At 65.7% G+C, this 20,460-nt stretch carries 15 protein-coding genes; 10 read left to right on the top strand and 5 right to left on the bottom strand.

Annotation, left to right across the window (positions count from 1 at the left end; translation table 11 throughout):
• The first annotated feature begins 21 nt into the window (after window positions 1-21).
• The 7 genes from AC2TZ7_RS13815 (at window position 22) to AC2TZ7_RS13785 (ending at window position 8,927) form a co-directional block, all read left to right on the top strand.
• Window positions 22-2,457 carry a circularly permuted type 2 ATP-grasp protein gene (locus tag AC2TZ7_RS13815; protein WP_489864667.1) on the top strand — a complete coding sequence of 812 codons (2,436 nt, stop codon included), beginning with the start codon at window positions 22-24 and terminating at the stop codon, window positions 2,455-2,457.
• Window positions 2,458-2,461: 4 nt separating this feature from the next.
• On the top strand, window positions 2,462-3,340 hold the full coding sequence (locus AC2TZ7_RS13810; RefSeq protein ID WP_489864666.1) for a transglutaminase family protein: 879 nt from the start codon (window positions 2,462-2,464) through the stop codon (window positions 3,338-3,340).
• Between the two features lie 235 nt (window positions 3,341-3,575).
• The gene (locus tag AC2TZ7_RS13805; RefSeq protein ID WP_176536016.1) at window positions 3,576-5,174 is read left to right on the top strand and encodes an ABC transporter substrate-binding protein; all 1,599 of its coding nucleotides are present in this window, start codon (window positions 3,576-3,578) and stop codon (window positions 5,172-5,174) included.
• A gap of 163 nt (window positions 5,175-5,337) precedes the next feature.
• Window positions 5,338-6,345, top strand: a complete 1,008-nt coding sequence (locus tag AC2TZ7_RS13800) for an ABC transporter permease subunit (RefSeq protein WP_098411147.1) — start codon at window positions 5,338-5,340, stop codon at window positions 6,343-6,345.
• A gap of 5 nt (window positions 6,346-6,350) precedes the next feature.
• Window positions 6,351-7,250 (top strand): ABC transporter permease subunit, encoded by a 900-nt coding sequence (locus tag AC2TZ7_RS13795; RefSeq protein ID WP_098411146.1) that lies wholly within the window; start codon window positions 6,351-6,353, stop codon window positions 7,248-7,250.
• 4 nt (window positions 7,251-7,254) lie between these two features.
• Window positions 7,255-8,088 (top strand): ABC transporter ATP-binding protein, encoded by an 834-nt coding sequence (locus AC2TZ7_RS13790; protein WP_134332712.1) that lies wholly within the window; start codon window positions 7,255-7,257, stop codon window positions 8,086-8,088.
• On the top strand, window positions 8,085-8,927 hold the full coding sequence (locus AC2TZ7_RS13785; RefSeq protein WP_489864665.1) for a dipeptide ABC transporter ATP-binding protein: 843 nt from the start codon (window positions 8,085-8,087) through the stop codon (window positions 8,925-8,927). The genes AC2TZ7_RS13790 and AC2TZ7_RS13785 overlap by 4 nt, the downstream gene beginning before the upstream one ends.
• Before the next feature lie 251 nt (window positions 8,928-9,178).
• Here the strand turns inward: AC2TZ7_RS13785 and AC2TZ7_RS13780 are convergent, their stop codons facing one another.
• From AC2TZ7_RS13780 to AC2TZ7_RS13760, 5 genes are all read right to left on the bottom strand, one after another.
• Window positions 9,179-9,946 carry a crotonase/enoyl-CoA hydratase family protein gene (locus AC2TZ7_RS13780; protein ID WP_489864664.1) on the bottom strand — a complete coding sequence of 256 codons (768 nt, stop codon included), beginning with the start codon at window positions 9,944-9,946 and terminating at the stop codon, window positions 9,179-9,181.
• Window positions 9,943-11,619 (bottom strand): AMP-binding protein, encoded by a 1,677-nt coding sequence (locus AC2TZ7_RS13775; RefSeq protein ID WP_489864663.1) that lies wholly within the window; start codon window positions 11,617-11,619, stop codon window positions 9,943-9,945. The genes AC2TZ7_RS13780 and AC2TZ7_RS13775 overlap by 4 nt, the downstream gene beginning before the upstream one ends.
• 89 nt (window positions 11,620-11,708) lie before the next feature.
• Window positions 11,709-12,986 carry an organoarsenical effux MFS transporter ArsJ gene (gene arsJ / locus AC2TZ7_RS13770; RefSeq protein ID WP_489864662.1) on the bottom strand — a complete coding sequence of 426 codons (1,278 nt, stop codon included), beginning with the start codon at window positions 12,984-12,986 and terminating at the stop codon, window positions 11,709-11,711.
• Entirely contained in the window at window positions 12,983-13,981 is a 999-nt protein-coding gene (locus AC2TZ7_RS13765; protein ID WP_489864661.1) for an ArsJ-associated glyceraldehyde-3-phosphate dehydrogenase, read from the bottom strand. Before AC2TZ7_RS13765 ends, arsJ begins: the two co-directional genes overlap by 4 nt.
• A 10-nt stretch (window positions 13,982-13,991) precedes the next feature.
• Window positions 13,992-14,831 (bottom strand): arsenate reductase/protein-tyrosine-phosphatase family protein, encoded by an 840-nt coding sequence (locus AC2TZ7_RS13760; RefSeq protein ID WP_489864660.1) that lies wholly within the window; start codon window positions 14,829-14,831, stop codon window positions 13,992-13,994.
• Between the two features lie 474 nt (window positions 14,832-15,305).
• Here AC2TZ7_RS13760 and AC2TZ7_RS13755 point away from each other — a divergent pair, with 474 nt between their 5' ends.
• From AC2TZ7_RS13755 to AC2TZ7_RS13745, 3 genes are read left to right on the top strand one after another with little or no spacing between them, the layout of a single operon-like run.
• Complete coding sequence (locus tag AC2TZ7_RS13755; RefSeq protein WP_489864659.1) at window positions 15,306-17,246, top strand: dynamin family protein; 1,941 nt, start codon at window positions 15,306-15,308, stop codon at window positions 17,244-17,246.
• Window positions 17,243-18,319 (top strand): dynamin family protein, encoded by a 1,077-nt coding sequence (locus tag AC2TZ7_RS13750; RefSeq protein WP_489864658.1) that lies wholly within the window; start codon window positions 17,243-17,245, stop codon window positions 18,317-18,319. Before AC2TZ7_RS13755 ends, AC2TZ7_RS13750 begins: the two co-directional genes overlap by 4 nt.
• Window positions 18,316-20,457 (top strand): dynamin family protein, encoded by a 2,142-nt coding sequence (locus AC2TZ7_RS13745; RefSeq protein WP_489864657.1) that lies wholly within the window; start codon window positions 18,316-18,318, stop codon window positions 20,455-20,457. Before AC2TZ7_RS13750 ends, AC2TZ7_RS13745 begins: the two co-directional genes overlap by 4 nt.
• Window positions 20,458-20,460 lie beyond the last annotated feature (3 nt).

Raw genomic sequence — 20,460 nt, 5'->3', positions numbered from 1 at the left:
TCCGAGCCTAACGGAGACCCGATGCAAAGCCCCGATACGCCCGACGCTGCGAGCCCGCTCGAACAGCACCCGCTTCTGGCGGGCTATGCGCCCGTGCCGGGCGTGGCCGACGAGCTGTTCGAACGCTCCGGTGCGATGCGGCGCGTCTGGCGGCCCTTCGTGGAGAAGTTCCTGCAGCTCGAACCCGGGGAAATCCCGCAGCGCTTCGAGCGCGCCAACCAATACCTGCGCGATGCGGGCGTCTATTACCGGCAATATTCCAACGACGTGCTGGCCGAACGCGAATGGCCGCTGAGCCATATCCCCGTGATCTTGCATGAAAGCGAGTGGTCCGGCATCTGCGAGGGGCTGGCACAGCGCGCCGATCTGCTGGAGGCGGTGATGGCCGACCTCTACGGGCCGGGAAGTCTCGTCGCGAACGGGCATCTGCCGCCGGAACTGATCGCACGCAACAAGCACTGGATGCGCCCGATGGTGGGGGTGGAGCCCAAGGGGGGGAATTACCTGCATTTCCTCGCCTTCGAGATCGGGCGCTCGCCGGACGGGTCGTGGTTCGTGCTGGGGGACCGGACGCAGGCGCCCTCGGGGGCAGGCTTCGCGCTGGAGAACCGGATGGCCACGGGGCGGATCTTCCCCGAGAGCTTCCCGCGCGATCATATCCACAAGCTCGCCACCTTCTTCGGCGATTTCCGCGCCGCGCTGGAGACACTCGCGGGGCGGGTCGATGGCGATATGCGCCGCGCCGCGATCCTGACGCCGGGCCCGGCCAATGACAGCTACTATGAGCATACCTATATCGCGCGCTACCTTGGCCTGTCGCTTCTCGAAGGCGAGGATCTGCTGGTGCAGAATGGCGAGGCGATGGTGCGCACGATCGAGGGGCCGCAACCCTTGGGCGCGCTCTGGCGGCGGATGGATGCGGGCTTCGTCGATCCGCTGGAGATGGACCCCGACACGCAGATCGGCACGCCGGGTCTGATGGAGGCGGTGCGCGAAGGCAATCTCGCGATGGTCAATGCGCTGGGCGCGGGCGTGCTGGAGACCCGCGCGCTGATGGCCTTCCTGCCGAAGATTTCGCGGGTGCTGACGGGGCAGCCGCTTGCGATGCCCAATATCGCGACATGGTGGTGCGGCGGCGCGTCAGAGCGCGCCCATGTCCGCGCCAATGCCGAGACCATGATGATCGGCCCCGCGATGGCGGTGAACCTGCCCTTCGATCTGGATGCCGCGACCGCGCTGGGCGGACATTTCCGTTCGGGTGCGGAGGCGTCCATCGCGGATTGGCTGGAGGCCGAGGGCCAGCATCTGGTGGGTCAGGAGGCGGTGACGCTGTCCACGACCCCCGCATGGCATGACGACGGGCAGGGCGGCGGCTCGGTCCGGCCCTGTCCGATGACGGTGCGGGTGTTTGCGGCGCGCACGCCGCAGGGCTGGCAGTTCATGAAAGGCGGCTATGCCCGGATCGGACCGGAGGGCGATGCGACCGCGCTGTCGATGCAGCAGGGCGGGGCCGTGGCCGATGTCTGGATCGTCTCGGAAAAGCCGGTGCCCTCGGCGAGCATGGCGCCGCGCCAGACCGGCACTTTCCGGCGCAAGATCCCCGGCACGCTGCCTGCGCGCGCCGCCGACAACCTCTATTGGCTCGGCCGCTATATCGAGCGCTGCGAAGACTCGATCCGGGTGATCCGTGCCTATCACCTGCGCCTCGCCGCGACCGGCAGTCCGGAAGACGCGCGGCTGGCCCGTTTGGCGCAGTTCCTCGGCGCGCATGGCTTCGACATCTCGCAACCCGTGCCCGATGCGCTGTTGCAGCGGCTCGATGCGGCGCAGGCCTGCGCGTCGAAACTGCGCGACCGGTTCTCGACCGATGGCTGGCTGGCGCTGAAGGACCTGTCGAAGACCGCCCGCGGGATGGTGAGCACCGCGCGCCCCGGCGACGATACGGCGCGCGCGATGGGGGTGCTCTTGCGCAAGATCACCGGGTTCTCCGGTCTCGTGCACGAGAACATGTACCGCTTCGAGGGCTGGCGTTTCCTGTCGATCGGGCGGGCGCTGGAACGCGCCGACGGGCTGGCCGCGCTGCTGATCCGCTTCACCGCCGAGGATGCGCCGGAAGGCGCGCTCGATCTGGCGGTGGAGGTGGCCGACAGCGTCATCACCCACCAGCGCCGCTACCGGGTGCGCACCAATCGCGAGACGGTGCTGGACCTGCTGGTGCTCGACGCCGCCAACCCGCGGGCAATTTTGTTTCATCTCAATCGCTTGAAGGGTCTTCTTGATGAGTTGCCCGAGGCCGAGGTGGCCGGGCGTCCGGGCGATCTGCTGCGCGCGCTGATGCCTCTGCGCACGCAGCTCTCGGTGATGGAGCCCGAAGAGGTCACGCCCCAGATGTTGCAGCAGATCCGGTCGGACCTGTTCCGTCTCTCCGATCTCGTTTCGCAGAAATATCTGAGGTAATCCTATGCGTTACGAGGTGAAGTTAAAGCTGAGCTACCGGTATAACGCGCCCTCCGATCACGCGCGGACCGTGCTTCGGGTGCTGCCCTCGGACATTGCGGGGCTGCAGACGGTCACGTCGCGCGCGCTCAGCTTCGATCCGCCCCCCGATGAGCGTCACGACTCGCGCGATTTCTTCGGCAATGCGATGACTTCGGCGGTCTGGCACGCGCCGATCGCGGAGATCGGCGTGACCCTCGCCGCCAAGATTGACCGCGGGCTCGCGGAGCCGGGGCTGGACCTGTCCTCGCCACGTGAGGAGCTGGCGCAGGAGATCGCCCAATTCCGCAGCCTCGCGCCCAATGCGCCGCATCATTTCCTCGCGGCCTCGCGCCGTGCGGCGCCGACGAAAGAGATGACGGCGTTCGCTCAGGCACAGTTGCAGCCGGGCCAGACCGCGCGCGGCGCGATCGAGGCCGTGGGCCGCGCGCTGCATCGCGAGATGCGCTTCGATGCGGGCGCGACCGATGTGAACACGCCCGCCGCCGAAGCCTTCGCGAACCGCCACGGGGTCTGTCAGGATTTCAGCCATATCATGATTTCCTGCCTGCGCGGGGTGGGGATCCCTGCGGGCTATGTCTCTGGCTTCCTGCGTACCTATCCGCCGCCCGGCCAGCCCCGTCTGGAAGGCGCGGATGCGATGCATGCCTGGGTGCGCGCCTGGGCGGGGGCCGAGACCGGCTGGGTCGAGTTCGATCCGACCAACAATCAATATGCGGGCGAGGATTACATCACCGTCGGCTACGGGCGCGACTACGACGACGTGCCGCCTCTGCGCGGGGCGATGCGCGGCGCGGGCGGTCAGCAAAGCGCGCAGGCGGTGGATGTGATCCCGCTCGATTGAGGCTGCGAGACCCGGCGCGCGACCGTGCGGCGCTGCGCCCGAGACACACGCCCGAGGCACACGAAAGTCTCACTGGCTCGTGACCCGCGACGTCGCGGCATTCATTGACCACTCGATCAAAGCACGATTTACTCCTCACCAGTTTGTGTTTGAACCGTCCCACGATGTCGCGCTCGCGCGGCCGGGAGGGGGCGGCAGCACTCACGAAAAGACCAACCAACAGGAAGGACAGACCATGACCATTCGCTCGATGCTTTTGGCGGGGGCTGCCGCGGTGATGATGACCGCAGGCGGGGCCGGCGCCAAGACGCTCGTTTATTGTTCGGAAGCGTCGCCGGAAGGCTTCGATCCCGCGCCCTATACCTCGGGCACGACGTTCGATGCCTCCTCGAAGCCGGTCTATGACCAGCTCGTCGAATTCAAGCCGGGCACGACCGAAATCGAACCGGGCCTCGCAGAAAGCTGGAACGTGTCCGATGACGGGCTGACCTATACGTTCAACCTGCGCAAGGGCGTGAAATTCCACTCGGTCGAGGGCTTCACCCCGAGCCGTGATTTCAACGCCGATGACGTGATTTTCTCGTTCGACCGTCAGGGCAACAAGGACAACCCCTATTATTCTTACGCGCCGGGCGTTTCCTATGAATACTATGCCGGCATGGACATGCCGACGATCATCAAATCGATCGAGAAAGTCGACGATTACACGGTGAAGTTCCACCTGTCCGAGCCGAACGCGCCGTTCCTCGCCGACCTCGCGATGGACTTCGCGTCGATCATGTCGAAGGAATATGCCGACAAGCTGGCCAGCGAAGATCGCAAGGCCGACATCAACAACGTGCCCGTCGGCACCGGCCCGTTCGAATTCGTCGCCTACCAGAAGGACGCCGTGATCCGCTACAAGGCGAACCCGGACTACTTCAAGGGCAAGGCGGCGATCGACGATCTGATCTTCGCGATCACCCCCGATCCGGCGGTGCGCATGCAGAAGCTGCAGGCGGGCGAGTGCCAGATCATGCCGTACCCGTCGCCGGCCGACATTCAGGCGCTCAAGGACGACTCGAACATCAAGGTCGACGAGCAGCCCGGTCTGAACGTGGCTTACCTCGCCTACAACACCACGCAGGCTCCGTTCGACAAGGTCGAAGTCCGCAAGGCGCTGAATATGGCGATCAACAAGGACGCGATCATCGACGCGGTCTTCCAGGGCGCGGGCCAGGTTGCCAAGAACCCGATCCCGCCGACCATGTGGTCCTATAACAAGGACATCAAGGACGACGCCTACGATCCGGAAAAAGCAAAGAAAATGCTTGAGGATGCTGGCGTGAAAGACCTCACGATGAACATCTGGGCGATGCCCGTGCAGCGGCCCTACATGCCCAACGCACGCCGCACCGCGGAGCTGATGCAGTCGGATCTCGCCAAGGTCGGCGTGACCGCGAACATCGTCTCCTACGAGTGGGGCGAATACCTCAAGAAGTCGAAAGATCCGAACCGTGACGGTGCGGTGATCCTCGGCTGGACCGGCGACAACGGCGACCCGGACAACTTCCTCGCGGTTCTGCTGGGCTGCTCGGCGGCTGAAAGCGGTTCGAACCGTGCCTTCTGGTGCGATCAGAAATTCGACGATCTGATCACCAAGGCGCGTCAATCGAGCGATCAGGCCGAGCGCACCAAGCTCTATGAGGAGGCGCAGGTTGAGTTCAAGAAACAGGCGCCGTGGGACACCATCGCCCACTCGACCGTGTTCATGCCGATGTCCAACAAGGTCACCGGTTATGTGATGAACCCGCTGGGCGGTCACGACTTCTACGGGGTGGACATCTCGGAGTGATCCTGAGACTACCTGCATGACAGAGGCGCCCGGGAAACTGGGCGCCTCGCAATACATTCAGGGGCCGAAAATCGGGGGCCAAATGACCGCGAGCGCCACGGAGCGCGGCGGTCAGGGGCTGCCGCGAAAGGTATCCTGAAGAACCGCAAACAGGACCGGTGACATGTTACGTTTCATAATCGGCAAGATCCTCTGGCTGATCCCCACGCTGATCGGCATCACGATCGTGGCCTTCGGCTTCGTTCGGGTGCTGCCCGGGGACCCGGTGCTGCTGATGGCAGGCGAGCGCGGGCTGAGCCCCGAACGCCATGCCGAGCTGGCGCATCAGCTCGGCTTCGACCGCCCGCTCTGGCAGCAATATCTCGATTTCATCTGGCAACTCGCGCACGGCAATCTCGGCGACAGCCTCGTCACCCACAAGCCGGTGCTGGGCGAGTTCTTCGCGCTCTTCCCGGCCACGCTTGAACTGGGCATCTGCGCGATGTTCCTCGCCGTCGTGATCGGCGTTCCGATCGGCGTGCTGGCCGCGATCAAGCGCGGCTCGTGGTTCGATCAGGCGACGATGGGTACGGCGCTCGTGGGCTATTCGATGCCGATCTTCTGGTGGGGCCTGCTGCTGATCATCCTGTTCTCGGGCATCCTGCAATGGACGCCGGTCTCGGGGCGCATCTCGCTGATGTATTACTTCCCCAACGGCACCGGCTTCATGATCTGGGACGCGCTGATGTCGGGGCAATCCGGCGCGCTGACCTCGGCGCTGAGCCACCTGATCCTGCCTGCGGTCGTGCTCGCCACGATCCCGCTCGCGGTGATCGCGCGCCAGACCCGTTCGGCGATGCTCGAAGTGCTGGGCGAGGATTACGTGCGCACCGCGCGCGCCAAGGGGATGCCGCCGCGCCGCGTCGTGGGCGTCCACGCGCTGCGCAATGCGATGATCCCGGTTATCACCACGATCGGCCTGCAGGTCGGCATGCTGATGGCGGGCGCGATCCTGACCGAGACGATCTTCTCCTGGCCGGGCATCGGCAAATGGATGGTCGATTCGATCTCGCGGCGCGACTACCCCTCCGTGCAGGGCGGGCTGTTGATGATCGCGCTGATCGTGATGTTCGTGAACCTGATCGTGGACCTGCTCTACGGTCTGATTAACCCGCGTATCCGGCATAGGTGAGTGACATGTCCGAAGTGACCGAAACCGATATCCCGGCCGGCACGCGCCGCGCGCAATTCGCCGAGTTCTGGTTCTATTTCAAAGAAAACCGTGGGGCCGTGATCGGTCTGGTGGTGTTCGCGTTGATCGCGCTGGCCGCGATCGCGGCGCCGCTGATCGCGCCCTTCGATCCCGACACGCAGTTCCGCGACGCGCTTCTGGCGACGCCGCTGACGCATGATGCCAACGGCACCTTCCTGATCGGCACCGATGCGGTCGGGCGCGATATCCTCTCGCGCCTGCTGTTCGGCGCGCGCTTCTCGCTGTTCATCGGCGTGATGGTCGTGCTGCTCGCGCTCTCCGTGGGGGTGATCCTCGGCCTGCTCGCCGGTTGGTTCGGCGGCTGGGTCGACACCGTGATCATGCGGGTGATGGATATCATCCTCGCCTTCCCGTCGCTGCTGCTCGCGCTTGTCTTCGTGGCGGTGCTGGGCCCGGGGCTGATCAACGCGATGATCGCCATCGCCATCGTCTATCAGCCGCATTTCGCGCGTCTGACCCGCGCCGCGGTGCTGTCGGAGAAGAACCGCGATTACGTCATGGCCGCTCAGGTCGCGGGCGCGGGCCATATGCGCCTGATGTTCCGCACGGTGCTGCCGAACTGCCTCGCGCCGCTGATCGTGCAGGGCACGCTGAGCTTCTCGAACGCGATCCTCGACGTGGCGGCGCTTGGCTTCCTCGGCATGGGCGCACAGCCGCCGACCCCGGAATGGGGCACGATGCTGTCGGAAGCGCGCGAGTTCATCCTGCGCGCCTGGTGGGTCGTGACCTTCCCGGGTCTCGCGATCCTCGTGACCGTGCTGGCGATCAACCTGATGGGCGACGGCCTTCGCGACGCGCTCGATCCGAAACTGAAGCGGAGCTAAGCCAATGTCCTTGCTGAAAATCCGCAATCTCACCGTCGAATTCGACACCGCCCAAGGCGCGTTCCGCGCCGTGGACGGGATCGATGTCGAAGTCTCGGGCCGCGAAGTGCTCGCCATCGTGGGCGAATCCGGCTCGGGCAAATCGGTCTCGATGCTCGCGGTGATGGGGCTCTTGCCGCCCACCGCGACGATCACCGCCGACGAGATCACCTATGACGGGCGCGACATGCTGAAAATGTCGGGCCGCGAACGTCGCCGGATCATCGGGAAAGAAATCTCGATGATCTTCCAGGAGCCGATCTCTTCGCTCAACCCCTCCTTCACCTGCGGTTTCCAGGTCGAGGAAGTGCTGACGCGTCACCTTGGCCTGAAGGGCAAGGATGCCCGCAAACGCGCGCTGGAGCTGTTCGAGCAGGTGGGCATTCCCGAACCCGAGCGGCGGCTCAACAGCTATCCGCACCAGCTTTCGGGTGGGCAGTGTCAGCGCGTGATGATCGCGATGGCCATCGCCTGCAAGCCGCGCCTGCTGATCGCCGACGAGCCGACCACCGCGCTCGACGTGACGATCCAGAAGCAGATCCTCGATCTGCTGATGAGCCTGCAGGAGGAATATGGCATGGGGCTGATCATGATCACCCATGACATGGGCGTCGTGGCCGAGACCGCCGACCGCGTCTCGGTCCAGTTCAAGGGCCGCAAACTGGAGGAAGCCGACGTGCTCTCACTCTTCGAGAACCCGCAGCATCCCTATACGCGCGCGCTTCTGGCCGCGCTGCCGGAGAACGCGACCGGGGACCGTCTGCTGACCGTCGCCGATGGCTGGGAGGGCGTGCAATGACTGTGATCCTCGAAGGGCGCGACATCACGCGCGACTACATCGTCTCGGGCGGGTTCCTGCGCGGGGCGAAGACGATCCGGGCGCTGCACGGCATCTCGTTCTCGCTCGAGAAGGGCAAGACGCTGGCCATCGTCGGCGAATCCGGCTGCGGCAAGTCCACGCTGGCGCGCATCCTGACGCTGATCGACCCGGCCAATTCGGGCGATCTGTATATTCAGGACGAGAAGATCGACATCAAGGAAACCAAGGTGACGTCCGCCTTGCGCGCCAAGGTGCAAATCGTCTTCCAGAACCCCTATTCGTCGCTCAACCCGCGCCAGAAGGTGGGCGAGGTTCTGACCGAGCCGCTGATCATCAACACCGACATCCCCGCCAAGGAGCGCCGCAAGCGCGCCGAGGAGATGCTGGAGAAGGTCGGCCTCGAGCGCCAGCACTACAACCGCTACCCGCACATGTTCTCGGGCGGTCAGCGCCAGCGGATCGCAATTGCGCGCGCGCTGATGCTGAACCCGCAGATCCTCGTGCTGGACGAGCCGGTCTCGGCGCTCGATCTGTCGGTGCAGGCGCAGGTGCTGAACCTGCTCAAAGACCTGCAGGACGAGTTCGACCTGTCCTATATCTTCGTGAGCCACGACCTCTCGGTCGTGCGCTATTTCGCGGATGAGGTGATGGTGATGAATGCGGGCGAGGTGGTGGAATACGCCTCGCGCGATCAGATCTTCGCCAATCCGCAGCACGAATATACCAAGACGCTGCTGGCGGCGACGCCGATCGCCGATGTCGAGAAAATCCGGGAGCGGGTCGAGCGCCGCAAGGCGTTCTTGGCTGCGGAGAGCTGAGGGCAGGGCCCCTTGCGGGCACTTGCTAGTTAGGAAAAGGCCCGGGGCGATGCGCCTCGGGCCTTTTCGTTTTGTGAAGGTTTTGCTGCTCACACCTTGGCGCGGGCGACCAGCCCGGGCCGCGCCCGAGCCTCCCCCCGGGAGGGCGCATTGGCGATGTCGTCGCGGGCCCACGCGTCGTCCGGGCTTGCGAGATAAACCGCCCAGCCACAAGCGCATCAACGCGCCCACCCAAGGCTCGGGCGCGTCCCTTATCTCCCGGTCCACTCAGGCGCGCGCTTCTCCAGGAAAGCCCGCGCGCCTTCGGCTGCGTCCTCGCTCGCCATCACGGCTTTCAAGGTCCGCGCGTTCTCCTCCCAAAGCGGGTCGACCGCGCGGCGCTCGATCTCGCGCGACAGGCGCAGGGTCTCGCGCAGGGCGAAGGGCGCGTTCTTCGCGACTTCCTCGGCCAGTGCGAGCGCGGCTTCGAACGCCTGCCCGGCCTCGGCGCGGCGGGCGATCAGGCCCAGATCCCATGCCTCGGCGGTGTCGAACAGCCGCCCCGTCAGCAGCAATTCGCGCGCCCGGGCCGGGGGGATGAGGCTCGCGAGCCGCAGCGCGCCGCCCGCGCCCGCCACCAGCCCGCGCAGCACTTCGGGCAGGCCGAAGCGGCAGCCGTCTTCGGCCACGATCATGTCGCAGCCCAGGGCGAGTTCGAATCCGCCTGCGAGCGCGGCGCCGTGGCAGGCGGCGATGATCGGCTTGCTGCGGTGGGATTCCGTCAGGCCGCCGAAACCGCCTTCAGCAAATAGTAACTCCTCGACCTTACCTTCGGTGAAAGCGGCGAGGTCCATCCCTGCGCAGAACACTGCGCCTTCGCCGCGCAGGATGCCGATCTGCAGCGCGTCATCCGCTTCCAGACGGGCCACCGCCTCGGCCAGGGCGTGGCCGGCCTCGGCATTGATCGCGTTGCGCCGCTCGGGGCGGTTGAGAGTGATGATCGCGATATTGCCGCGGGTCTCGAAGAGGACGGGGCTCATAGGGCGGGCTCCTTGGGTAGGCGGGCGCGTAGCGCGTTGCGGATGATCTTGCCGGTGGTGGTCACGGGCATGTCGTCGATCACGTAGATCGCGCGGGGATATTCGTATTTCGCAAGCCGCGCGCGGACATGGGCGGCAAGGTCGTCGCGCAAGGCTTCGGTGTCGGTGTGGCCGGGGCAGAGCGTGACGAAAGCCGCGACGATCTCGCCGCGCAGCGGATCGGGCTGGCCCACGACGCCCGCCATCTGCACCGCCGGATGCGAGATCAGGCAATCCTCGATCTCGGCGGGGCCGACGCGGTAGCCGCCGGTCGAGATGATGTCGTCGTCGCGCCCCTTGAAGCGCAGCCGCCCACCGTCGCCGCTGACGCCCCGGTCGCCGGTCAGCAGCCAGCGCCCGTCGAGGCCGGTCACGAATTTCGCCTCGGTCGCGTCGGGTTGGTTGAAATAGCCCAGAAACATCACCGGGTCGGGCGCGCGCACCGCAATCGCGCCTTCTTGGCCATCGGGCAGAACCTGACCTGTCTGGCTGTCGACGATCGCGACCTCATGGCCCGGCACCGGCCAGCCCATCGCGCCGGGTTCGGGCGCGTCGAGGCTCGCGGCGGACGACACCACCATGTTGCACTCCGTCTGGCCGTAGAATTCGTTGATCGTGACCCCAAGCGCCTTGCGCCCCCAGTCGAGGAGCTGCGCGCCCAGAGGCTCGCCCCCCGAGGCGACCGAGCGCATATCGAGGCTCCACGACAGGCTCTCGGGATCGGCCTTCATCATCTTCAGCGCGGTTGGCGGCAGGAAGGCATTGCGCACGCTCAGCCGCCGGATCAGATCGGCGGCGGCCTGCGCCGAGAACTTGCGGAAACGGCAGGCCACGACCGGCACGCCGTGATGCAGCGCGGGCAGCAGCACGTCCAAGAGCCCGCCAATCCAGGCCCAATCGGCGGGCGTCCAGATCCGGTCGCCCTCCTGCGGAAGGAAATCATGGCTCATCTCGACGCCGGGCAGGTGGCCCAGCAGCACCCGGTGGGCATGAAGCGCGCCCTTCGGATTGCCCGTGGTGCCCGAGGTGTAGATCAGCACGCCAGGGGTCTCGGCGCTGGTATCGACGGGGGTGAATTCGGGCGTGGCCGCGGCGAGGGTCGCGTTGAAATCGGCCACGCCTTCCGCGCCGGTCCCGCCGTCATCGGTGACGAAGACGGTCTGCAGATCGGGCAATTCGGAGCGGATCGCGGCGATCACCTCGTAGCTCGCCGGGTCGGTCACCAGCACCCGCGCGCCGCTGTCGCGCAGCCGGTGGAGCAGCGCCTCGGGGCCGAACAAGGTAAACAGCGGCAGCGAGACGCAGCCCGCCTTGAAGGCTGCGATATGGGCGATGGCGGTCTCGCGGCGTTGCGGCAGCAAGATCGCCACCCGGTCGCCGGTCTCGCGCCCATCGCCGCCCACGCCCAGCCCGGCCAGCACATTGGCGAAGCGGTTGGACGCCGCGCGCAAGGCGCCGAATGTGGTCTCGCGCACCGCGCCGTAGCCGTCCTCTTCGACCTCGATCAGCGCGACGCGGTCGGGCTCGCGCGCGGCCCATTTGTCGCAGGTGTCGACGCCGATATTGTAGCGTTCGGGTATGTCCCATCGAAACGCAGCCCGCGTGGCCGCGTAATCCTTGCCGCGTGACAGCACCGGCTTTCCTCCCATTTTGCAAGCGGCGCGGGGGCCGCTCTCCTCCGCGCGCTAACAAAGCGTGGACGGGGCGGAATGTCCATCTCTGCTCACGGGCTCGTGAGGGGTGCCTCGGGCGCAAGCCGCCCCGCCGCCAGCGCGCTCAATCCCACCATCACAGTCGCGGTGATCATCACGGCGGGCAGCCCGCCCATCTGGTAGCTCAGCCCCGACAGCAGCGTGCCGATCAGCCGTCCGCCCGCATTGGCCATGTAGTAGAAGCCCACATCCATCGTCACCCGCTCGGCCTGCGTGAAGGCGAGGATGAGATAGGAGTGGAGCGAGGAATTCACCGCGAAGATCGCGCCGAAGGTCAGCAGGCCCGCCACCAGCACGGTGCTGAGCCACAGCGATGGCGTCGGGTCGATCAGCACGGCGGCGCTGAGCAGCGCAGGCACCGCAAGCAGCGCCAGCGCCCAGTGCCGCGCGGCCCCGATCAGCGCGCCCTCGGGGCGGGACTTGGCCTTCAGGATGCGCGGGGCGGCGGCCTGCACCGCGCCGTAAAGGATGATCCAGAGCGCCATGAAGGTGCCCACGAGGAAGAAGGCCGCGCGGTCGCCCGCGTGTGTGCCGTCCGACAGCACCGCGTAGAAATAGATCGGGATGCCGACGACGAACCAGACGTCGCGCGCGCCGAACAGGAAGACCCGCGCCGCCGACAGCCAGTTCACATTGGCCGATTTCGAAAAGACTTCAGAGAATTTCGCGCCCTTGCGCCCGCGCGGCAGGCCCGGTGGCATCGCCACGACGATCGCGGCGAGGATCAGCGCCAGCACCACCGCCATCGCGACCACGGCGTAATCGAAGCCGAGCGCCGCGAGAAGTGCCGCTCCCAGCAGGAAGCCCACGCCCTTCACCGCATTCTTCGACCCGGTCAGCACCGCGACCCATTTGAAGAGCCCGCCCTTGCCGGTCGGCGCCAGCAGCTTCACCGCTGATTTCGAGGACATCTTCGCAAGGTCTTTGGCGACCCCGCTGAGGCCCTGCACCACCATCACATAGGCCACCGAGGCCCCGATCGCCCAGGACGGGTTCAGCTGCGCCAGCGCGATCAGGGCCACGACCTGCAGCGACAGCCCCGCATAAAGCGTCGAGACCAGTCCGAACCGCGCCGCGATCCAGCCCGCCGAGAGGTTCGTCACCATCCCCGCGACTTCATACAGGATGAACAGGTAAGCCAGCTGCACCGGTGAGAAGCCCAGCGTGTGGAAATGCAGCAGCACCAGCATCCGGAGCGCGCCATCGGTGAGCATGAAGGCCCAATAGGCCGCCGTCACCGCGATATAGGCGGAGAAGCCCTCGGGGCGGCTGGCGGGGCTCTCGCTCACAGGGACGCCCCCACCATCAGCGCGACATCGGCCAGTCGGTAGGCATAGCCCATCTCGTTGTCATACCACGCATAGACCTTCACCTGCGTGCCGTTCACCACCATCGTCGAGGGCGCGTCGATTATCGAGGAGCGGATGTCGTTGGTGTAATCCGAGGATACGAGAGGGCGCGTCTCGTAGCCGAGGATGCCATTCAGATCGCCTTCGGAAGCAGATTTGAACAGCGCGTTGACCTCTTCGGCACTGGTTTCGCGCTCCACCTCGAAGACGCAATCGGTCAGCGAGGCGTTCAGCAGCGGCACGCGCACGGCATGGCCGTTCAGGCGCCCCTTCAGTTCGGGATAGATCAGCGTGATCGCGGTGGCCGAGCCGGTCGTGGTCGGGATCAGCGAATTAAGCGCCGAGCGCGCCCGGCGCAGGTCTTTTGCGGGGCGGTCCACGATGGTCTGGGTGTTGGTCACGTCATGGATCGTCGTGATCGACCCGTGTTTGATCCGCAGGTTTTCGTGGATCACCTTTACCACCGGGGCGAGGCAATTCGTGGTGCAGCTGGCCGCCGTCACGATGCTATGCGAAGCCGGATCGTAGGCGTCATTGTTCACGCCATAGACGATATTCGCGGTCGGGCCGTCTTTCACCGGGGCCGAGACAACGACCTTCTTCACGCCAGCGGCGAAATAGGGGGCGAGTGCTGCCTCGGATTTGAACACGCCGGTGCAGTCGATCACCACGTCGACCCCGTCGAGCGGCAGGTCTTCGATGTTGCGCGTGCCGATAAAGGGCAGGCGGGTGCCGTCGATGGTGACGCTGCTCTCGTCGCTCGCGAACTCCGCGTCCCAGCGGCCATGAACGGAGTCGAATTCCAGCAGATGCGCCTGCATCGCCGCATCGCCCACCGCGTCGTTGATCCATGCGATCTTCGCGCCGCGTGCCAGAAGCGGCTTCAAGGCGAGTTTCCCGATGCGGCCGAGGCCATTGAGGGCGTAGGTGGTCATGGTCAGTCCTTCAGTTGCGGCCGATGTCATCGACGGCGGATTGCAGCGCGATGCGGTCGAGCGTTGTCAGAGGCAGGGCGGTGAAGGCCTCGATCCGGCGGTGAAGCGCGCCATAGGCCTGCTGGAAGGCCAGCGCGCGCTCGGCCTCGGTGCCGGTGGCCTTCACCGGGTCCGCCATCCCCCAATGGCCGCTGATCGGCTGGCCCGGCCAGGGCGGGCATTCCTCGTTCGCCGCCAGATCGCAGACGGTGAAGACAAAATCGAGCGGGGGCGCGTCCTCTCCCTGAAACTCCGCGATGGTCTTGGCCCGCAGTGGCGTCACGTCATGGCCCTTGTCGCGCAGCACCTGCACCGCGAAAGGGTTCAGCTCGGAATAGGGTTTGGTTCCGGCGGAATAGGCGTTGAACCGGTCGCCCGCGCGGTCTCGCAGGATCGTCTCGGCAAGGATGGAGCGCGCCGAATTGCCGGTGCAGATGAACAGCACGTTGAATTTCCGGCCCGCCGCAGATCGGGTCATCGCAGGGTCTCCGCTTGGATCGGGCTGCGCGAGAGGGGAGCAGATATCGGGGCGGCCCTGACAGCAGTCGATCAGCAGCGCGTCGAAGAGGCTGCGCACGGTCTCCATCTCGATCCCGTAGCGTAGCGAGGTGCCCGCCCGCGTCTGACCGATCAGCCCGACCTCGCTGAGTGCCGCGAGATAGGCCGAGAGCGTCGAGGGTTTCAGCGCCAGCGCCGCGCCGATCTCGCCGGCGGGCAGCCGGTCGGGATAGCGGCGCATCAAGAGCCGGAAGATCGCAAGGCGTTGCGCATGGCCCAGCACGGTGAGCCGCTGAGGTGTCATCTGATCCATATTTCGAGGTGTTACGAAATAAGAGAGTCGGATCAAGTGAAGCTTTGATGACAGGGCGCTTTACACGCGTTAGTTGTAAACAATCCAACCAAGACGCCCGTGATATCAACGCAGTCGGAAACACTCACAAATTCGTGAAGAGCCAAGGAAATAGGGCCGAAACGAGACTTCCCCAGCGTCATGCAATTGCAGAATCCTCAGCAAAGCAAAGAGAACAAACGCATTTTCGCATCGCATCCGGGAGGGCAAACTGCACCGAAAACGGCAATTATGGTCGGTCTGCCATAATTTCTGCCGCATTTCGGACATGACTGGGCAAGAGAACTTTAAGCACGAACCGACCCAGCCGGTGCGTCGCCAAGAAGGGGGCGCGCGCCGTCCCTGTAACATTGGTGGTCTCGGTCGGCATGGGCGTGCCGGACCGTGTGTCACCCAAAAAACCGCATCGCCCCTGCGGAAAAGGAGAGCTCCCTCGTGTATGAAGCGAATTCCATCTTTGATTGGCATCGCCGTGGTTTCGAGGCGCTCAATTCTTACTGGGAGACGCTCGATCAGCTCGAACAGGCCGTAAAGGACGTCTCGGACGCCGATCTCGGCTTCGTCGAAGATCAGCTCGACAGCGTTCTGGAGACGATCGACGCGTTCGAGCCGACCGTCAGCGTCATCGGCCAGGTCAAAGCGGGAAAAAGCACCCTTCTCAATGCGTTGATCGGCAAGCCGGGGATGCTGCCCTCGGATGTGAACCCGTGGACCTCGGTGATCACGGCGCTGCATCTGAACGCGCGCCACCGCCCGATGGACACGCGCGCGCTTTTTCGCTTCTTCGACCGCCACGAATGGGATCGGCTTGTGGCAACCGGCGGGCGTCTGGGCGAGATGGCCAACCGCGCGGGCTTCGAGACCGAGGCCGAAAGCGTGCGCAAACAGGTCACCGCGATGCGCGATGCGACCGAGGCGCGCTTGGGCGAACAGTTCGAGGACCTTCTGGGCACCAGCCGCGCGTTCCCGACGCTCGATAAGGCGGTGCTGGATCAATATATCTGCTACGGCGATCCCGACGATCTGGCCGAGGGGGCCATCGAGGGCACCTACGCCGATCTGACGAAATCCGCCGATCTCTATCTCGATCTGCCGCATCTGCCGCGAGGCCTGTGCCTGCGCGACACGCCGGGCGTCAACGACACGTTCATGATGCGCGAGCAGATCACGCTGAACGCGATCGGCGACAGCCGGGCCTGTATCGTCGTGCTCTCGGCGCATCAGGCGCTGACCACGATGGATCTGGCGCTTCTGCGCATCATCTGCGCCATCGACGCGCGTGAAGTGGTGATTTTCGTCAACCGCATCGACGAGTTGGAAGATCCGCGCGGGGCGCAGGCCGCGATCCGCAACTCGATCCGCAAGACGCTGGGCCGGATGGGGCTGGGCGAGGAAATCGAGATCCTGTTCGGCTCGGGCTACTGGGCCAATTGCGCGATGGGCGATGTGAACGAGATGGCACCCGCCAGCCGCGCCGCGCTCGAGAAGATGACCGGCACCACGCCCAGCAGCGAGACCGAGCTGCGCCAACGCGCGATGGAAGCATCCGGGATCGGCGCGCTGATGCAGGCCGTCGTCACCCGCATCGTCGACGGGCCGGGGCAGGCTGTGCTGGGCGATGTGCAGGACGAGCTGGAGCGCATCATCGAGCGCGCCGAGACCGTCGATAGCGTCGCCCGCGTGGCCGATCCGTCCACCATTCTCAGCGAATCCAAACTGATGCTCCGCCTCGCCGAGATCGAGGAAGAGGCGGTCTCTGCCTTCAATAACGAGGCGGCGGGTCTGCGGGCCGAACTGCGCGAGCGGCTCGACCGGGCGCAGGAGCAATTCGTGGCCTCGGCGCTGGAGGCGCTGCAATCGCATATCGACACCTATGGCGAGATCGGCGCGTGGACCCATGACCCGACCGCGCTGCGCATGGCGATGAAGACGGCCTTCGCGTCGAATTGCGCGCGGCTGCGGCGCAAGGGGGAATCGGCGCTCGATATGGTGAGCGACGGGATCGACAGCTTCCTCGCCGCCGAGTTCGGCGTAATCCGCGAGGCCGATGTCAGCCGCTTCCCCGAACAGCCGCAACATCGCGCGCCGACCGTACTGGCGCGGATGATCACGCTGGATATGCAGGGCGCGTGGTGGCGCCGTTATTGGCGCTTCAATCGCAAGGGGGCGGCGCAGGCGCGCTATCGCGAGGTGATCATCGCGGAAACCACGCCTCTGATCGAAGATCTGATGACCGAGTATTTCGACCCCGCCATCGCGCGCAGCCGCGAGATCGTGGAGCGCTTCGCCTTCGATCAGGGTCAGTTCTGCAAGGCGGTGCGCGAGCGCTGCCTGTCGGGCGCGTCCGGTCACGATAAGGAAAGGCTCTCGGCATGAACTCGCTGCGCAAACGTGAACGCCCCGACTTGCCTGACCTGTCGAAAGCGCAAGCCCCGCAGGCCGCCGCGAAACCGCGCAAGCTGCGGGTTCTGGTCGCGGGCGAATTTTCGGCCGGGAAGACCAGTCTCATCAACGGGTTGTTGGGCGAGAAAGTGCTGCCCTCGCATGTCACCGCGACCGCGCTGCCGCCGATCTGGCTGGTGCGCGGCGGGGACCGGGCGCAGCTTTGGATCGACAAGGAAGATGTCGCGCGCCCGCTCGCCGATCTGGCGCAGCTCAATCTGGAGAAGGCGCGCTATTGCGTGATCGCCCATAACGCGCCGATCCTCGATCGGATCGACATCATCGACACGCCCGGTTCGTCGGACCCGAACATGCCGATGGAAAGCTGGCAGCGGATGCTGCGCTACGCCGATCTGGTGATCTGGTGCACCAACGCGACGCAGGCGTGGCGGCAAAGCGAGAAGGCGGTCTGGGACGAGATGCCCGAGGCGCTGCTGGCGCAGCCGATGCTGGTGGTGACGCATGGCGACCGTCTGGCTGATGAACGCACCCGCGCGCGACTGATGCGCCGGGTCGAGCGCGAGGCGGGGGAGGTCTTCCCGACGATCCGTCTGGCCGCGCTGACTGAGCCTTCGGACGTGGCGCAGATCGCGCGCGAGATCGAGCGGCTTGTCGGGCAGATCGACAAGCCTTCGGGGGCCGCGAACGAGACGGTCGCGAAATTCGTGGGCGAGCGCGACGTGATCGCCTTCCCGAAACCGCGCACGCCGGTCAAGCCGCGCCGTCTGCGCTCGGCGCGTCTGGTGAAGGCGGAAAGCGCGGAGCTGCCGGAGGTGACGGATGCCGAGCCGCTGATCCTCGACTCGCCGCTGCCGGAATACCCGCCCCTCGAGCGCACACCAGCGTCGGGCTCGGCTCGCGCGCTGTGGGAGGAACTTACGGCGGGCCGCGCGTTCACGGATGCCGCGGATGTCCTCGCCCATGTCGAACATCTGCTTGATCGGCTGGATGCCGAAACCCCGACCGATTCCGAGCCAGCCTACGCGAGCAAGAGGACCAAGCCATGAAGATTGCCCCGCAACTGCGTAAGGAACTCGACTTTCTCAACGGCGCTCTCGACCGGATCGAGGCCTCCGTCGAACGCAGCGCCCGTCCGCGGATCCGCGATCTGCGCTTGCGGCTGCATGACTGGGCCGCGCGCGTGGCGGTGATCGGGCAGGTGAAGGCGGGCAAGTCGACCTTCCTCAACGCCTTCCTGCACCAGCATGACTTCCTGCCCTCGGACGTGAATCCGTGGACCTCGGTCGTGACCAATATGCGCATCAACCTGCCCGAAGACCCGGTGACGGGCGCGCGGTTCGAGTTCTTCTCGGAGGCCGATTGGGACGAGATCATCAATGGCGGCACCCGCATCCGCAAGCTGACCGAAGAGCTGCTGCCGGGGTTCGACACCGACATCCTGCGCGAGCAGTCCGAGCAGATGCGCCGCCGCGCGCAAAGACGTCTCGGCAAGCATTACCAGATGCTGCTGGGTCAACATCACGATTACGACTTCCTCGCACCCGATCTGCTGCAACGCTATGTCTGCGCAGGGCCCGGCGCGGATGACGGGTTGGAGCGCGAGGCGCTTGGTCGCTATGCCGCGCTCACGAAAAGCGCCAATATTTACATGCGCTTGCCCGAATTTCAGGTGCCCACGATCATCACCGACACGCCCGGCGTGAACGACCCGTTCCTCGTGCGCGACGAGTTCACCTGTCGCTCGCTCGACCGCTCGGACGTGTTCATCATGGTGCTCTCGGCGCATCAGCCGCTGACCGACGTGGACCTCGCCTTGATCCGCATTCTCGCCAAGCAGGACGACAAGGATGTGCTGATCTTCCTCAACCGGATCGACGAGCTGGACGATTACGCGGTCGAAGTGCCCCGCGTCATCGCCGATGTGTCGCGCCGTCTGCGCGCGGCGATCCCCGATATCGACTTCAAGATCGTCGCGGGCAGCGCCTATCTCGCCGATCTGACGCAGCGCTCCGACGAGGAAGCCGCCTGGGCGCGTGCCGAGATGGATTCGATGGAGCTGGCGCAATACCTGTATTCGCGCTTTGGCCGGGTGCCCGAGGATCCGATCGACCGGCTGCTGCTGGCCTCGGGCGTCGAAGAGGTCAAACATGTGCTCTCTGCCGTGATCGACGGCGGGGTGGGGCGTCAGCAGCTCGCCCAGCTGCGCGGCGATCTGCGCGCGGAGCTGTCGGGGATGCAATTCGTCGCCCGCCGCGAACGCGACACGCTGCAGATGCAGATCGAGAGCATCCGCTCGGACGTGGCGGAGGCCGCGATCGAGGAAATGAGCGGCGAGATCGCGGCAACGGAATCGCTGCGCGGCGCGCTCGAAAACCATGTCGAGAGCGCCGAGCATCAGATCGAAGCGGTACTCAACCGCGGCTGGTCGGCGCTGGAGACGCGGCTCAACAAGAGCATCGAGGATTTCGTCCTGAGCCAGCGCGACCGGTTCGAGGATGTCCTGCGCACCAACCGGATCCGCGACGGCCGTCCGCCGCGCAGCTTCGAGACCGATACGACCGCGCTGCAGATCGCGCTCGAACGCGAGGTGACGAAAAGCTACGCCCGCTCGCGTGCGGCGATCGACGTGCTGCTCGACAATGCGATCCATGCCTGCCGCACCACGGTCGCGGACCGGTTCGACGATCCCAGCGAAGAGATCGACCTGTCGGATATGCCGCATGACACATTCACCTCGACGCTGACGCTGACCCGGCGCGCGCTGCGCATCAACTTCGCGCTGGAGCGGGGCTGGGCCTTCTGGCGCGGTCCGACCGTGAATATCGAGAAGACCCTCGACGGGTTGCGGATCGTGGCGGCGGAAGAACTGCGCCCGGCGGTCGAGAAGATCCTGCAGGCCTATGGTGAGGCGCTGGTGGAACGCGCCAGCGCAGGCGGGTCGCGGCTGCGGGTGATGGTGCGGATGATGGAGATGATCGTGCGCGAGCGGACCTTGCAGCTCAAGCAGGAGCGGGCCGAGTTGGAACGGCTGGCCCGTGATCCGCAGATGCAAAGCCGACTGGCGTCCCGGATCCAGAGCAAGCTGGAAGTGCTCGAACGGCGTCTGATCAATCTCGGGGCGATCGAGAGCGCCGTCAGCAGCACCATGGTGCCGCGGCGCAAACCCGCGACGCGCGCCGCGTGAGGG

The sequence above is a fragment of the Thioclava sp. ISO4 genome, from assembly GCF_058105145.1.
This window is presented reverse-complemented; position numbering and strand designations above follow the sequence as displayed.